This is a genomic window from Falsiroseomonas frigidaquae (genome assembly GCF_012163145.1).
Lineage (GTDB): Bacteria > Pseudomonadota > Alphaproteobacteria > Acetobacterales > Acetobacteraceae > Falsiroseomonas > Falsiroseomonas frigidaquae.
Window position 1 is genome coordinate 518,713 of record NZ_JAAVTX010000001.1, and the last position, 15,143, is coordinate 533,855.

Genomic DNA, 15,143 nt, shown 5'->3' on the forward strand with positions numbered 1-15,143 from the left:
GCGGGCGGCGTTGGCTGCGCGAGCCGTCGATCCTGGCCAGGGGGATACATGACTCAATCGGAAGCACCCACCACGCAACCTGTCCGTACCCTGATCTGGCGCGACAGCCGCTGGCGACGGCTGTCGCGGTGGTTGGGCTACCCTGTGGTTCGCCTTCTCAATCGCCCGGCTGCCGCCGGGCTGGCGCGGGCGCTGTACGACCTCGCATTGCGCTGCAACGGCATCGCGATCGGCTTCCCCGGACGCCATGGCTTGACCGCCGCGGAGGAAGCCTTCCTGAAGCGCCACGCGGCCGGGCTGCAGGATGGCGTGCTGCTGGATGTCGGCGCCAATGCCGGCCACTACGCGCGGCATCTGCGCCGCCTGGCGCCGCGAGCGCGCATCCTGGCCTTCGAACCGCACCCGCGCAGCTACGCCGCGCTGACCGCCGCGCTGGGGGACTCGGTGGAGACGCTGCAGATGGCGCTGGCGGAAACAGGCGGCAGCGTCACCCTGCATGACTTCGCCGCAGAGGACGGTTCCACCCAGGCAAGCCTCAGCGCCGAGGCCGTGGCGTTCTACTCCGAGCGGATGGTCTCGCACACGGTGGAGAGCGCACGACTGGACGATGTGTTGGACCGCCATGGCATCGACCGCGTCGCGCTGCTGAAGGTGGATACGGAGGGCTATGACCTGGCCGTGCTGCGAGGGGCCGCGCGGGCGATCGCCGAACGGCGCATCGACATGATCCAGTTCGAATTCATCCCGGCCAATATCGCAACCCGGGTGACGATGCGCGACTTCTACGCAGCCTTGCCAGGCTACGCGATCCACCGGATGTGCCTCAACGGCGCGTTGCTTCCGCTCGGCCCCTATGACGTCAAGCGTTGCGAGATCTACGTCACGCAGAACCTGGTGGCGCTGCCGGCCTGAGCGCGATCTCGCGCCTCGGCAAGCCGTGGCACCTTCTCGCTATGCTCCGTGGCCGCATCCTCTCGCCCCGCCACCGAGGCTGCCTCCCCGGCCGAGACCGGGCAGACCCGGGAAGTCTGGAGGATATCTGCGCGAAAGGTTGGCGAAGGCCCGAGGTTGTCCCGCCAACGTCACAAATCGTCAGACTGCGTGCAGGCATGTCCCGCTGTGTGAGGAGTAGTCCGTCTGCCGGATTTGTGCTGGCGCGGCAACGGACCAGCCCCGCATAGAGGAGCGGGCGGGAGGACCGACAGCTCCCGCCAAGCGCCAGGAGGAACCGCATGCCCGCCGCCGCCCTCCCCGCGAACGAGGCCGAGCGCCTCGCCGCCCTTGATTCCTACGAGATCCTCGACACCGCCTGCGAAAGCGCCTTCGACGACCTGGCGCGACTGGCTGCGCGGCTGACGGGCACGCCAATCGGCCTTGTCACGTTGCTGGACCGTGACCGGCAGTGGTTCAAAGCCCATTACGGGCTCGATGTACGACAGACGCCGCGCGAACTCTCCTTCTGCAGCCATGCGATTTTGAATCCGGACCAGGCGCTGGTGGTGCGGGATGCGACGGAGGATCCGCGCTTCGCCGACAACCCCGTGGTGCAGGGCGAAACGGGGTTGCGCTTCTACGCAGGCGTGCCGCTCGTGAACCCGGCGGGTCATCCGCTCGGCACGCTGTGCGTCCTGGACCACCGGCCGCGGCAGTTGCTGCCGGAACAGGTGGAGACGCTGAAAAGCCTGGCGCGCACGGTTGCCACCGCCCTGGAACTACGCCGCGCGATGCGGGAGGTGCGGCGGATGGCCCTGACCGACCCGCTGACAGGCCTGGGCAATCGCCCCGCCTTCCTGGCCGCACTGCGCGCCGCGATCGCGCGGCAGCGGACAACGGGGGGCGGGTTCTCGCTGTTCTATGCCGACCTGGACGGCATGAAGCGCGTGAACGACGTTCATGGCCACGCGGCAGGCGATTCGGTGATCCAATCCGCCGCGGGCGCGCTGCGGGACCTGCTGGGGGCGGAGGAGCATGCCGCCCGGTTGGGCGGCGATGAATTCGCTGCCGTGCTGATGGGCACCGTCGGCCTGACCGTGCGGGCCGAGGCGCTGCGCGCAAAGGTGAAGGCGGTGATGGATTCGCGCGCCTGGCCCGTGACCGTCTCGGTAGGCGCTGTCGCCTTCGAACGGCCACCGGCGGATGAGGATGAGGCGCTGATGCTGGCGGACCAGTTGATGTACAGCGCCAAGCACGAGGGCCGGAACCGGGTAGCCTGCGTGGTGTACCGGCTCGATCGCTCGCTCGCGGCCTGAGCCGACCCGCAAGCGGTGTGCCGCAGGCGGGAACGCGATGTGCGCCGTAGTCCGGCTCGATGTCGTGCAGGGGCGTTCGCCTTTTGCAGCCCGGTCGAACGGAAGGCCGCAGCGCGTCCTTGCACACTGGCCGGTTCCACCTTGCGATGGAAGCGGCGCGCCGCCGTCTACGGCACGCCCGGGGCTGGCCCGCTACGGATTCGCTCGCCAGGCGCGGATGGAACGAAGATAGCTCGCAGCCCTGCCGAACAGGTCCTGCCGCGGCCTGGCGCCGCGCGACTGATCGATCACCTGCTTCGCTTCCCGGCCAGCCGGGCCGCCCAGGCTGGCCGCCAGTTCCAGGTCATCGATACCGCCAGCATCGCCCATGGCGAGCCGCAGCCGTCCCCGGTGGAACCGGGTCCAGGCCGGGTCGAAGCCACGGGACAGGGCGATGTCGTATTGCGGCAACGCCTCCGCCTGCCTGCCATCGGTCGCGTGCAGGCTCAGCCCGAGAACGTAGTTCACCGTCGGGTCGGTTGCGCCCTGCTGCACCAGCCGCTCGGCAAGCAGAATGGCCGCGGCATGATCACCGGCGTGAAAGTGGCGCCAGAGAGCATCGACCTCGTTCGGCCGGGCAACCGTCGCGACCTGCGCCGTCGAGATCTCAGCCAGCAGGCCCCTTGCAGCCGCAGCCGCTTCGCCGTCGAGCAGCAGGACCCGTTCCAGGTCGCCACGGCCGGCCACGTCGCCGGACGCCACCCGCAGCCGGCCGCGGTGGAACAGCGTCCAGGCCGCATCGAAGCCATTGGCCAGAGCGATGTCGTATTGCGCCAGCGCATCGTCCGGACGGTCACCCTGCTCATGCAGGCTCATGCCGAAGATGTAGTGGATAGCGGGGTCGCTCTTCCCGGCAGCAATGAGCGATTCGGCGAGGCGAACCACCTCGGCATGCTCGCGGGCATCGAAATGCCGCCAGAGCGCATCCACGCTTGCCTGCGCCAGCAATGCCTTGGCCTCGGTCGCGGCCTCCCCGCCGAGCAGCACGGCGCGCTCCAGGTCATCGCGCCCGCCGGCATCGCCAAGCGATTCCCGCAGTCGTCCGCGGTGGCACCGGGTCCAGGACGGGTCGAAGCCGCCCTCCAGGGCCGCCGTCAGCAGTTCAATGACCGAGGCTGCCGGATCGCCCCGTCGCTCCTTCACCAGGGCAAAGATATAGGCGAGCTCCGGATCGCTTATGCCGCCCGCATGCGCGGCGATGCCCTCGCACAGCCAGGCAATCAGCCCGTCGTCGCCGCCCCCGTCGGACCCGGCGTTGAAGAATGTCCAGGCCTGTCGCCGCAGCGCCGCCAAGGTGCTGGTCTCGGCACCGTCGAGCAGCGGTCGCAATTCAGCAAGAAACTGCTCCCGCGAGGCCAGCTCGCCATCCCGCCGGCGCAGGAAGGCCCATTTCGTCATCAGCTCATCGACTGAGTCCGGGACCTGGCGCCAGGCGCTGTCGATCAGCTGCCGGCTGCGCGGATCGTCCGGCGCCAGCCTCAGGCAGGCCTGCGCCAGCGCAGCCAGGTCCTCGAAGCCGAGTGCGTCGACGTCGATGTGCTGCATCACCCAGCGCAGACCTTCGGCAGTCCCGCCACCGGCGGCAAAGCGCCGGATGAACTCGGTCAGGCCGGCCGCAGTGGGCGGCATGACACGGCGCGCATCGGGCTCCGGCGGCAGGCGGTACGCCTCGAACAGCACCCGATAGTCATAACCTTCTCCGAGCGTCCGCGCGCCGAGGCGCAGCCGGTCGAGCTGGTCTGGCTGCGCCAGCAGCGTTGCTATGCGGTCGGGGTAGCGGGCAAGGTCATTCTCGATCGCGCAGTGTTCCCCGTCGATCACGGGATAGCCGCGCATGCCGACACCGGTCGAAAGGATGGCCGCCCCGCGGGCGAGCGCCTCGACGGTCTTCACCGACATGCCGGTGCCGTCGCGCAGCGGGATCAGTACCAGCGCAGCGGCCTGGTTCAGCACGTCTAGCGCCATGTCCTCGACCCGACCCAGCGCGAAGAAATTCTCCGTCCGCATCGGTTCATGCGCCTGGCCCGCCACCACGTAGATGACATTGCTGAGCCGGGGATCAGACAGGCTGCGCACCGCCATCTCGCGTACCGCCTCGGCAGCGACGCAGTTCGGGCCGAACCGGCTGCCGACAAACAGGCACATCGAGCGCCCCTCCAGCGGCAGTTCAAAGATTCCCTCCAGGATGGCGCGTACTGTCTCGGGCGAATGCGCTCGCAGTGTCTCGTGATCGATGGGATGCGGGATGACGGTCACTGCAACGCCGTCCTCGGCGCAGATACGGCCCTCGTCACTATTGGCTACGATGACACGGTCGACGCTCGTCAGCGCCAGTCGTTCCACGGCGCGGGTCAAGCCGTAGAGCGGCTCGGAGCCTCGGCAGACCTCGGAAAGCAGGTCGTGGACCGAGAGCGCGACGGTCTTGTCTTCCCGCCTCGCCATCGGCGCGACGACGGTGGCGAAGTAGGTGTATTCGACGAAGATGTCGTCGGCCCAGCGGACCATGCGCTGGCAGCGGCGCACGAAGCCGTCGTCCAGCGCCGGCCAGAGATGGTAGTAGAGGTGGACGCTGCTGTCGGACGCCTGGTCGGCCGGGGAGTCGACGAGCCTGGCGACCCTGGTCCTCATTGGGTTGGGCGCACTGAACGGCGTCCGGTAACCCTCGGCGACGATGCCCGGCGCCAGCTCCAGCTGTTCGTCACCAAGATAGAGGATGCGGACGTCGCGGCCGCTTTCCGCCAGGTATTTGGCCAGCAGCGTGGTGCGCGCCGCGGCGCCACTGCGACCTGCGATGTCGCCCCAGGGGTAGAAGATGGCGGCGTGCCGGCGCTGCGGCAGGGCGGCAGATATGGCGGGGTTGCCGAGTACGTGGTCGAGCAGGTTTGCGGGGTTGTGGACAGCTCGCAGAGGCCCGGCGGCGGCCTGCGCTTTTGCCGACAGCGCGGGAAAGTCGTCCGCCAGCCGCTGCAGGCAACGTTCCAGGTCACGCGCGGAACGGTCCTTCACCAGCAGCCCGTGGTCCTGCGCTTCCGCAAGGTCGGCCATCCAGGTGCTGGCTGTTGCGATCACGACCTTGCCGGCGGCCGCAGCCTCCAGGAACACGCCCGAGGTACGCGCTTCGTAGACGTTGTGGTGATAGGGTACCAGCACAGCATCGGCGGAGTGCAGGAGCGCCTGGTAGGCCTCGGGCTCCAGCGGCTCGGAGATCAGGGTCACCCTCGGGTCAGGATTGGCGTGCAGCGCGGCGACGCAGGCGACGACGTCGTCCGACGGGTCGTTGACCTGCAGCGTGAACCGCAGCCTGGCGCCCCAACCCTGGCCGGCGCTGCGGCGGATCGCCTCGGCGATCTCCGCCAGGCCCTTCTCGCCCCGGGCGTTGCCGAGGCTGACGAGATGCAATGGCTGGCCGTCCTCGTCGCGGCGGGACGCGTACGGCGCGGGGTCACTCGTGTGCGGAATTGGGTAGACGAAAACGGGAAGGGAGGTCAGTGCCTCCAGCGAGTAGGCGAGCCGGTGGCTGTCGGAACTGAGGCGGATGGGCTGCCGCACCGCGGCTGCTTCCAGCCGGCGCAGGGCCGCGGCAGCAACGGCGCCTTCATAAAACGCGGGCTGGTAGCGCAGCAGAATTTCGTGCCGGGCGCCACCAGGCGCGACTTGCTCTACGACACCGGCAATTCCAGACAGCTGGCCGCCGGTCAAGGTCGGGTAGAAGATCGTATCGGCGGCATTGAGCTCGAAGCCTGCCAATGCAGCGATGGTGTCCTCAAGAAACTCGCGGTTGATGATCCCGAAGTTGGAATCGCTGAGGTATCCCTCGTCGGTGGCATTGCGCCAGATATCGGCCCGATAGGCCGGCGTGATGCCATGCTGCGCCGCGAGTACGGGTTCGACATCCTGGTGACCGAATATATGACAGGCGACGCCCCGAGCCTCGGCCGCTTTCGTCAGAACGTGAACATAGGTGAAATAGTGACCCGATAACGACCGAAGATTCGGATCCACAATAAATAGTCGCCCAGAAGCGTTGCATCGAGGGCGCTTGGAAGTCGGAGGCATTATCTGAAAGGTTCCCGCGAAGCCGTGCTTTCGTATCGAGCAGAAAAGATCCGGTCGCCTCGCCCCGGTCGCGAGCATTCACCAAGGCGACCGCAATCAGACTTCGATTTGAAAACAAAATTATCAGTGTTTGTTACCATGCCCCCTGCCGCCATGTGGTGCAAGCTAGTGGAATGATTACAGTTGACGTTTCCCGTGCTGGTGCTTGCCGATGATAGTGTCGGCAGGCGCGGTCCAGCGGAAGGGTTTCGGGTCGGCATTATGGGCGTCCAGGTAGGGGCGGATGGCCTGGTTCAGCTCGATGACGGAGCGGAAGACGCCGCGCTTTAGCCGGCGCCTCGTAGGCGTGGCGAAGACCTGCGGCGACCGGGGTGGTGCAGATGGCGCTGGCCGGCGCGACGGTGCCGCAGATCGCCGCGATCGCCGGCTGGAAAATCGGGTATGCCCAGTCGATTATCGACACCTATATGCCCCGGCGGCGGGACTCTGCGGCCCAGGCGATGAACGCCTGGGAGGCTGCGCTGGGCCCCAGCGTCATCCCGCTGGCACCCCGGCGGAGGTAGCTGTTGCAGATAGTCAAGTCGCGTCTCGATCAAGCCGCTCGGGCGACTCAGACGAGAGGGCGCCCTGATCCTTCACGCCCTGCGCCTTCCGCTTTTTCCTCAGCCGCGCGTCACGTCGGACCTTTGCCTTCCAGATGCGGCTCTTCTTCGGCGCCCAGACTGGAAGCAGCCAGGCCAGCTGACACCTCTCCCCTCCAGGCCGCCTGCGACGTTCAATTCCATCAAATCGGCAAAGGTGAGAGCGTCGTCGCTGCCCGCGTTTGCGACATCGATAAAGGCTATTGGCGTATCCCGTGGAGGGTTCCTCTCGGGCGGCACCGGGCCAGCCAACCTGTCGACCGTGGCAACTGACAACCGGAGGAGGCGAGCAGCCTGAGGGAGGCTACAAGCCAATGAACGAGATGGCGATCCGTTCTTCCTCCACATTATGCCGAATCGGTTATTGCAGAACGCCCTCAGAAGTTCCGCAACCATCCTGCAACAGCCCCTGTCGGGCGATGCGGCTAGGCCGCTGAAATGGCTGGTGTCCCCGGCGGGATTCGAACCCACGGCCCCCAGATTAGGAATAGGGTGCGCCGGCTCGCCGCGACGCGCCAGCCGCCGCCAGATGCGGACACGGCAGGGCCGATATCAGCACCTTAGCCGGAAGGGCCTCGACTCACGCTGCCGCGAGCCGCCAGGATATACCCGCGCCAATGAGTCCGCAAAGAGTCCGCAGTCGGCCCTCTTACGCCGCGGGCGGGCCGAGCTGCTGGCCATGGCGGCGGGGACAGAGAAAATGCCATGTCACTTGTGTCACTATGTCACCACACCTTTAACCCTATGGTTTTCATGTCATTTTCCCCACCGGGAAGGTGACATGGCGCGCCGCCGGCCATGTCACCCATGTCACCGGCCGCGGGTGCTGGCATGACCGGCATCGCCCCGCCGGCCGCGCGCCTGCGGCTGACGAAGCGCACGGTGGACGCCGCCACCTGCCCGCCCGGCCGGAAGGATGTGCTGGTGTTCGATGCCGAGCTGAAGGGCTTCGCGCTGCGCGTCACCAGCGCCGGCAGCAAGGTGTTCATCTTCCAGTATCGGGCGGGCGGTGCCGTGCGCCGGGTGGTGCTGGGCGACTACGGCACCCTCACGCCGGACCAAGCCCGCGACAAAGCGGAGGTTCTGCGCGGCCAGGTGCGGGGCGGCGCCGATCCGAAGGCGGAGCGCGCGGCAGCTCGGGCCGCCGCCGCCGCCAGCGTGGCCGAGGCCAGCCGCCAGGCGCAGGCGGCCGAGGCCGCGGCGCAGCGCCAGGCCACCGCCGATGCCCTGACCTTCAAGACGCTGGTGGAGCGGTGGCGCGATCTGCACCTGGCCAGCCGCCGCAGCCGCTACCAGCATGAGGCGTCGCGCGCCTTGCTCGCCTCCTTCGCCGGCTGGGCGGAGCGGCCCGCGCATGGCCTGACTGCGGCCGAGGCGGTGGCCGAGCTGGACCGCATCGCGCTGGATAGCGGGCCGGCGGCGGCGCGCTCCGCCTTCGCCTATGGCCGCGCGATGTTCGGCTGGGCAATGCGGCGCCAGCTTCTGCCGGCCAGCCCCTTCGCCGGGATTCAGCCCCCGGCGGTTGTGGCGGATCGGGACCGGGTGCTGACCGATGCCGAGCTGGGCGCGGTATGGAACGCGGCCGGCGGGCGCGGCTGGCCGATGGGCAGCTTCGTGCGGCTGGTGATCCTGACCCTACAGCGGCGCGAGGAAGTGGCCGCCATGCGCTGGGCCGAGCTGGCGCCGGACCTGGCCACATGGACCGTCCCGGCCGAGCGCGCGAAGAACGGCAAGGCGCATGTGGTCCACCTGGCGCCGGCCGCGCGCGCCATCCTCAAGGCCGCGCCGCGCCTGGCCGATTCGCCGCTGGTCTTCACCACCACCGGGAAGACGGCCATCTCCGGCTTCTCCACCGCAAAGGCGCGGCTGGATCGGGACATTGCCGCGGCGCGCAAGGCCGCGGGGTTGGAGCCGCACGAGCTGCCGGGCTGGCGGCTGCACGATCTGCGCCGGACCGGGGTGACGCGCCTCGCCGGCCTCGGCTTCGCGCCGCATGTCTGCGACCGGCTGCTGAACCATGTGCAGGGGAGCATCCAGGGGGTAGCCGCGGTCTATCAGCGCCACGCCTTCCTGCCGGAGCGCCAGGCCGCGCTGGAAGCATGGGCGAAGCATGTCCTGGCCGTGGCCAGCGGCAAGCGTGCGCCGCGCGCGGCGGGTGGTGGGGGCGCGAAGGTGGTGCAGCTCGATCCCACGCGCCGCCGCCGGGCTTGATGCGGTTGGGTCCCTCCGGCGGCGGAGCAAATACGGTGGTGAAGCCCGCGCCGCCGCAGAAGTTGGGCCGTCAGGAATTGGGGTTACCGGTCATGACGCCCTGCGCGGCGCGGGTGCAACGCATGCGGCAGCTATCGGCGCCCGATGGCGGCATGCGGCGGCGCGCGAAGAACACCTTGCCCGCCCCTCCACCACCCGCGGCGCGGGTTGAGGCCGCTATCCTGATCTGTGTTGGAACGGGCCGCGCGTCAGTCGGTGCCCTTGGCATCCTTGCGCTGCGGCCAAAGGGCCGCATACCGGACGCGGTGTTCGTGCCGTAGGCGAGAGGTCTCCCGGCACCGTTCCCGCAATTCTTCGCAGAGTATCCTAGCTTCCTGCGTCAAGCCGCGGCCCGTGAGCTGCAATTGAAGCGACGTCGCGACCAGCTCCTGCGCGCGGGCAATCTGCTGCCGCAACTTCAACCGATCCATCGGGTGCCGCCACGCTGCATGAGAGCGACATCGCTGACGTGAGGCTCAAGTTCCGCGACCGGCCGGCGCCGCTGCGACAGATGGTGCGGGTGGTGGCCCTGCGGCCGGGCCTCGGCCAGCCGGCGGGAGCTGCGCCAGGTGGTGCGGGTGGTGGCCCTGCGGCCGGGCCTCGGCCAGCCGGCGGGAGCTGCGCCAGGTGGTGCGGGTGGTGGCCCTGCGGCCGGGCCTCGGCCAGCCGGCGGGAGCTGCGCCAGGTGGTGCGGGGAACTGCGGCCGGGCCTCGGCCAGCCGGCGGGAGCTGCGCCAGGTGGTGCGGGTGGTGGCCCTGCGGCCGGGCCTCGGCCAGCCGGCGGGAGCTGCGCCAGGTGGTGCAGGTGGTGGCCTTGCATCCCAGCCTCGGCCAGCCGGCGGGAGCTGCGCCAGGTGGTGCAGGTGGTGGCCCTGCTGCCCGGCCGCGGCCTGCCGGCGGGAGCTGCGCCAGGTGGTGCAGGTGGTGGCCCTGCTGCCCGGCCGCGGCCTGCCGGCGGGAGCTGCGCCAGGTGGTGCAGGTGGTGGCCCTGCGGCCGGGCCTCGGCCAGCCGGCGGGAGCTGCGCCAGGTGGTGCAGGTGGTGGCCCTGCGGCCGGGCCTCGGCCAGCCGGCGGGAGCTGCGCCAGGTGGTGCAGGTGGTGGCCCTGCTGCCCGGCCTCAGCCTATGCGCGCCCGACCCGGAGATCCTTCATGCGGACCTGCGCCGCCTCTGCCGACACATCGAACGCATTGGCCATGGCGGCGAAAGACTTCACGTTTTGCCGATAGAGGCGCCGCACCGCGGCGGCCGGCATGAGGATATCGGCCGCATAGCGGTTTGCCTGCCGCTCTATTTCGTCGGACAAGCCCGCAGACCGGTACATGGCATTGTCCACAATGCCGTCCCCGATCAGGTCGCGGTGCATGATGAAGTGGGCAATTTCATGCGCCAGAGTGAAGCGTTGCCGGCGACGCGGATGACTGGCGTTCACCGTGACGCGGTAGCCGCCTCGGGTGCGCTCGATCTTGCCGGACACGTCATCGGACAGGTTGTCCACATATCGAACCTCAAGGCCGAGATCATCGGCCATGGCGTCAAGGTCCACCGGGATATCTTCAAGATAGCGCCCCACGATCTGAATGGGCGTCGCCGGGTCGCGCTGATCCAAGGCCGGCTTCGTGTCAAACCTACGAGCGATCGTCATCGGAGCCTCCCTCAGTTGCAGCCTTCATGAAATCATCGCCGTCGCCGGGTTCGGCGCCGGTCTGCCGCGCCGTTTCCTCCACCATGCGGGGAAGACGGTCCCGCAGGTATTCCTTCGTGACCCGCTCCGCCGTTACCTCGGCGCTGTTCTTCATTTGGACATATCCGAACACGCCTGCAAGCGCCAACACGATCGCGAGGCCGGCAAGGACTACGGTAGCCGCCGTGAGGATGATCGTAACAAACTCGACGGTGGTGAAGCCGCTGCCGGCCGAGAGTGCGGTAGCCGCAGCGGGTGCCGCCGCCGTCACCACCGGCATGCGCGGCTGTGGCAGATAATAGATTGCCATACATGCTGCAACTAGAACGGCACCGCCCGTGAGAAGCCAGAGAATTCGGATACTATAGAACCAGAAGGCGGGTCCTAGTTCCGCCAGCTTTCGAATATATCGCTTCACGGCATCTTGCACTCAGATAAGTTTATGGATTCAATGCGAGTGGCTGCTGAGGGTCGCGGTCTTATTGATTAAATCGGCAGTGCCGTCGCCTAAAACCCGCAGTATTCGCTGAGCCTCCGCCGTTTCGCTTTGGTCGATGGCAGTCCGGAGCATCTTTAGACCCTCAAGCAAATCCAAAAGATCAGCAATAACCGCTGCACTGGCCCGATATTTGCCGCTCATTTTTCCAGTCCTTTCCGCAGCCGCACGCCTGGCCCGCCGCCATTCTCCGCGATGAAATCAACGCCGGCCGCTTCGAGGGCGGCGCGGATCGCGGCAATGGTGCTGTCTCGCGGCGCGGTGTCCGCACCTTCAATGCGGGCCAGCGTGCGTTCCGTGGTGCCCGCCGCGCTTGCAAGCTGCGGCCGACTCCACCCTACCAGCGCGCGAGCGGCCCGAAGCTGGGCAGGGTGCATGTCCGGTTTCCTGACATTCGGCTTGAAGTGTCTGGAAACATGACATAGCGTCGGCAGCGCCCGCAAGGGCGGCCGAGTGTCGGGGGTAGGAGCCCGGCACCCGGCCTGACCGCAACCCGAGCCCCTTGGAGGCCCGAACCGTGGCTGTTGACCATGATACACGCGCGCCCTCGCGGCGCGCAGTGCTGGTGGCTGGCGTCATCCCCCGCCTGACGCCAGCCGTCGCATGCGCCGCCGCCGATCCAGATGCCGACCTGCTGGCCATGGCGCGGCGGTGGAACGCCGAATTCGCGGCGCTGGAAGCGGTGGCAGACCAGTGTGCGGCGGCCGAGGCCACCGGCGACGCGGCTGCCGAGGCGGAGGCCAATGCTCGCTGTGTGGCCTTGGTCCACGATATCAGCGCGACTGAGGACCGCATTGCCGAGCTTCCTGCCTGGGGTGCTGCCGGGCTGGCGGTGAAGGCGGGACTGCTGGCGCGCGTCCATCTCGGCCAGAACGGGTCGGAACATCGGCACGACCGGCTGGCGCGCACCCTGGCCGCCGATGCGCGCCGCCTGGTGCCTTACGCCGCGGGGGTGAAGGCATGAAGCCCGCACCCTCCCGCCGCGGCATCCTGGCCGCTGCCCCAGCCGCGCTGCTGCTGCCTGCCGCGCCCGCTTCGGTAGCCCTGCCGGTGCCGCCGGCCCCCGCGCCCATGGCGTTGCCGGAGGCGGATGGGCGACTGTTCGCGCTCCGCACCACCGCCTTCATCGCGATGGATGCCCATGAGGCCGCGCACGCCGCATGGACCGAAGCCGAGGAAGCCAGGGACCGCACCCGCCAGCCCGAGGCGCGCGCTGCCGAGGATGCCGCCTGGGGCGAGTATGAGGCGGCCCTACTCGACATGGCGGACATACCGGCGGCGGGCCTGGTGGGCCTCGCTGCCAAGATGAGCGCGACCCTCGCCTATGCGGACCCCGAGGGCGGGCAGAACTATGTGGAATTCGAGCTACTTGCCAGCGCCGCGGAGGATGCCGCGCGGCTGCTGGATGACCTGGCGCTGCCGGACCCGCCGGAGCGTCCTGCGGCCTCGCCGGATGCCGAGCTGCTGATCCTGTGGGATCGGTGGTGCGAGGTTGGGGAGCGCATGCAGGCGGCGGAGGCGCGCTTGCGCGAGCTGGCGGAGGGGGCGGGCGGGCTACCGTTCTTCGCGCCGCCTGTGCAGGCGCTGGTGGTGCAGCAAGCCGCACTGGCCGAGGAACGGCGCCAGGTGCTGGCCACCATTGCGGAACGGCCAGCCGTGACGCGCAGCGGGCGCGAGGCGAAGGCGGAAATCCTCGGCAGCTACGTCACCGGCCGAGATGATGCCGTGAGCTGCCTTGCCGCCTCGCTGGTGCGGGACGTGCTGGGTTGAGCGCCGGCGCCGCCGGGGCGCCGTGCGGGCCGGGTGGCGGGGTGCCGCGCCTGGCGGTGGTGGCGCGCGGCCTGGCGCCACCACCGCCAACGCGCTTGCAGCCGACTCGGCGCGTCGGGATGATGGCGTTGGGCGCGGCTAGCTTTGGCCAGCGAAGACCCGGAACTCCGAACCGGGCCGCCGCGCCGCTTTTCATTCGGGGACGCGCATCGGAGGCGCGAGTGTCAAGCGAACTGCTGGGACCTGCCCCGCCGGATGCGGGCTGGTCGCTCATGGAGGCGGCGGAGGCGCTGTTTCCAGCCGACGCGGCTGAGGGCTGGTCACAGGACAACCCGAGGGGTTGGTTCTCCCGCCTGAGTGTGGATCTTCTGCGCGCGCTATTTGCTCGCCGCGACCTCTACCTCACGGGTCGCAACCTGGCCCTGCCCATTGATGCTCCGCGCGTGCCAGTCGGGCGCGACCTCTACGCCGCCGGCAACCTGTTCGTGCTGAGCATCATGGATGAAACGCTGCGGATTGACCGGCCCGGCGGCGGCCGGACGAGCCTTCAGGCGGTTCGGGTTCAGGCGGTGCGCGCTGTTCGACCTCCGCCGGACTTCCCGACTGAAGCGGCGCACGCCTTGCCCTTGGATCGGGCGCTTGTGGAACTCACGGACCCGCTGTTGGCCAAAAAGTGGCAGGACGTAAAGAAGCGGCTCGCCCGCGAAGGGCGCTGGGAATATGACCCTGATTATCCGAGGGATCGGACCCGCGACCGGCTGTCGGAATTCGACGGTCACGGTCACAGGCTGCGGGAAGAGACTTCCCTCCTCTGGAGCCAGATCAAGGACGAATTCACCGGTAGGATGGCACAAGGCTTCCTCACCACCTGGGGGCGTGACGGGTCGCCGTTCGCAGTGCCGCTTGAGATTCCGGCTTCGGCCTGGCGTGTTCTAGCCATCGCTGACGCCAAGGCGGGCACCGTCCGCGGGGCGCACGGAACGCTGTTCGACGTTCACATTGGCCCTCGGTTCGTCATGCCGCGGGTGGTGGAGCCGATGGCCGCCGCGGTGCAGAAAGAGCGTGCCGGTGCGCCCGATCTGCCGAGATCTGAGATCAACACGGCGGCAGCACCGAAGGTGCCGAACGGCGCGCCTTCGCCTGCGCCAGTATCGCCTATCCAGCCTGACGCAATCCCACCGGCTGCCGGCTGGACCTTGAGAGAGGCCGTCGCGCTTCTGTGCCCTCGGGAGTTAGCCGTTGTGGAGCGAGGCGGTGAGGAACTGAGGGTCTGGCTTCACGACCGCATGGACGGGTGGGACGGCCTTTTGCCGACGGTGCATGGCGCTGAGGAGGCGACTTGGTATGCCTGGTCTCATCTGTTCGAGGTCTTTCTTTCGGCGGTTCGGCAGAGGCCCGCGCTCACCTTCACCGGCTATGACAGGGCGGCCCCCATAGAAGCCCCACCTACCAAGGTTCCGCGCGAGCGCCTGGATGACCCGACGCTCAGCGTCCGGTTGACCGGTTCGGAGGATGATATCGGGCAGTCCATCGTCTTCGGACGGGTCACCATCGAATTCGGCCAATCCAAAACTACGTTGACTGGCGTCCGCATCGTAGACGCCGGATCGGTGCGGCATGACGGGCTGGAGCCGCCTCCTCAGCCGGCACCGAAGCCGCGAGGCGCGGTGCCTGGCGAGCATCCTGCAAACGATAGGCGAAGAAGGCTGTCGATGGTTCGTGCCGCGATGACGCTGGTGGAGGCAGGCAATCATAGCGTGCGAGCTGCGCTGCTGGCGGTGGTGAAGGTACCGCCCACCCGGAAGCCTGATGATGTGATCCGGCCGTACCGCGAGGATATGAGGCGCAATCACAAAGCTTGGTACGACAGGTACGGCCAGGGGAAAGGCGATATGTGATCGGATCGGATTTCCGCGTGGTCCGATCACATCACAGATTGGCGGCGCCGGTTAGGCGATC

Annotated in this window: 12 protein-coding genes; 7 read left to right on the plus strand and 5 right to left on the minus strand. The window is 68.3% G+C overall.

The window, feature by feature from the left end; genetic code table 11:
* Positions 1 to 144 precede the first annotated feature (144 nt).
* Entirely contained in the window at positions 145 to 912 is a 768-nt protein-coding gene (locus tag HB662_RS02525; RefSeq protein WP_168046793.1) for an FkbM family methyltransferase, read from the plus strand.
* 320 nt (positions 913 to 1,232) lie between these two features.
* A complete protein-coding gene (locus HB662_RS02530) occupies positions 1,233 to 2,249 on the plus strand; it encodes a sensor domain-containing diguanylate cyclase (protein ID WP_168046795.1) in 1,017 nt (338 codons plus the stop codon).
* 192 nt (positions 2,250 to 2,441) lie between these two features.
* Here HB662_RS02530 and HB662_RS02535 read toward each other — a convergent pair whose 3' ends face one another.
* The gene (locus tag HB662_RS02535; protein WP_168046797.1) at positions 2,442 to 6,290 is read right to left on the minus strand and encodes a glycosyltransferase; all 3,849 of its coding nucleotides are present in this window, start codon (positions 6,288 to 6,290) and stop codon (positions 2,442 to 2,444) included.
* Positions 6,291 to 6,718: 428 nt separating this feature from the next.
* Between HB662_RS02535 and HB662_RS02540 the strand changes: the two genes are divergently transcribed.
* Positions 6,719 to 6,907 carry a hypothetical protein gene (locus HB662_RS02540; RefSeq protein WP_168046799.1) on the plus strand — a complete coding sequence of 63 codons (189 nt, stop codon included), beginning with the start codon at positions 6,719 to 6,721 and terminating at the stop codon, positions 6,905 to 6,907.
* A 909-nt stretch (positions 6,908 to 7,816) separates the two neighbouring features.
* The gene (locus tag HB662_RS02545; protein ID WP_168046801.1) at positions 7,817 to 9,196 is read left to right on the plus strand and encodes a tyrosine-type recombinase/integrase; all 1,380 of its coding nucleotides are present in this window, start codon (positions 7,817 to 7,819) and stop codon (positions 9,194 to 9,196) included.
* A gap of 1,161 nt (positions 9,197 to 10,357) precedes the next feature.
* On the opposite strand, the gene HB662_RS02550 is transcribed toward HB662_RS02545, so the two are convergent.
* The 4 genes from HB662_RS02550 to HB662_RS02565 all read right to left on the minus strand — a co-directional run bounded on the left by HB662_RS02550 (position 10,358) and on the right by HB662_RS02565 (position 11,791).
* Positions 10,358 to 10,879: an ImmA/IrrE family metallo-endopeptidase gene (locus HB662_RS02550; RefSeq protein WP_168046803.1), complete on the minus strand. Its 522-nt coding sequence runs from the start codon at positions 10,877 to 10,879 to the stop codon at positions 10,358 to 10,360.
* Positions 10,863 to 11,228, minus strand: a complete 366-nt coding sequence (locus HB662_RS02555) for a hypothetical protein (RefSeq protein WP_168046805.1) — start codon at positions 11,226 to 11,228, stop codon at positions 10,863 to 10,865. The genes HB662_RS02550 and HB662_RS02555 overlap by 17 nt, the downstream gene beginning before the upstream one ends.
* A 138-nt stretch (positions 11,229 to 11,366) precedes the next feature.
* Positions 11,367 to 11,558, minus strand: coding sequence for a hypothetical protein (locus HB662_RS02560; RefSeq protein ID WP_168046807.1), 192 nt, complete (start codon positions 11,556 to 11,558; stop codon positions 11,367 to 11,369).
* On the minus strand, positions 11,555 to 11,791 hold the full coding sequence (locus tag HB662_RS02565; RefSeq protein WP_168046809.1) for a helix-turn-helix domain-containing protein: 237 nt from the start codon (positions 11,789 to 11,791) through the stop codon (positions 11,555 to 11,557). The genes HB662_RS02560 and HB662_RS02565 overlap by 4 nt, the downstream gene beginning before the upstream one ends.
* Positions 11,792 to 11,973: 182 nt before the next feature.
* Here HB662_RS02565 and HB662_RS02570 point away from each other — a divergent pair, with 182 nt between their 5' ends.
* The 3 genes from HB662_RS02570 to HB662_RS02580 all read left to right on the plus strand — a co-directional run bounded on the left by HB662_RS02570 (position 11,974) and on the right by HB662_RS02580 (position 15,082).
* The gene (locus HB662_RS02570; protein ID WP_168046811.1) at positions 11,974 to 12,378 is read left to right on the plus strand and encodes a hypothetical protein; all 405 of its coding nucleotides are present in this window, start codon (positions 11,974 to 11,976) and stop codon (positions 12,376 to 12,378) included.
* On the plus strand, positions 12,375 to 13,184 hold the full coding sequence (locus HB662_RS02575; protein ID WP_168046813.1) for a hypothetical protein: 810 nt from the start codon (positions 12,375 to 12,377) through the stop codon (positions 13,182 to 13,184). The genes HB662_RS02570 and HB662_RS02575 overlap by 4 nt, the downstream gene beginning before the upstream one ends.
* A gap of 221 nt (positions 13,185 to 13,405) precedes the next feature.
* On the plus strand, positions 13,406 to 15,082 hold the full coding sequence (locus HB662_RS02580) for a hypothetical protein (RefSeq protein WP_168046815.1): 1,677 nt from the start codon (positions 13,406 to 13,408) through the stop codon (positions 15,080 to 15,082).
* Positions 15,083 to 15,143: the final 61 nt, after the last annotated feature.

Coding starts and splice junctions, on each gene's coding strand:
- HB662_RS02530 (WP_168046795.1), top strand. CDS start 1,233: ATGCCCGCCGCCGCCCTCCCCGCGAACGAGGCCGAGCGCCTCGCCGCC.
- HB662_RS02550 (WP_168046803.1), bottom strand. CDS start 10,879: ATGACGATCGCTCGTAGGTTTGACACGAAGCCGGCCTTGGATCAGCGC.
- HB662_RS02575 (WP_168046813.1), top strand. CDS start 12,375: ATGAAGCCCGCACCCTCCCGCCGCGGCATCCTGGCCGCTGCCCCAGCC.
- HB662_RS02555 (WP_168046805.1), bottom strand. CDS start 11,228: ATGGCAATCTATTATCTGCCACAGCCGCGCATGCCGGTGGTGACGGCG.
- HB662_RS02545 (WP_168046801.1), top strand. CDS start 7,817: ATGACCGGCATCGCCCCGCCGGCCGCGCGCCTGCGGCTGACGAAGCGC.
- HB662_RS02560 (WP_168046807.1), bottom strand. CDS start 11,558: ATGAGCGGCAAATATCGGGCCAGTGCAGCGGTTATTGCTGATCTTTTG.
- HB662_RS02565 (WP_168046809.1), bottom strand. CDS start 11,791: ATGCACCCTGCCCAGCTTCGGGCCGCTCGCGCGCTGGTAGGGTGGAGT.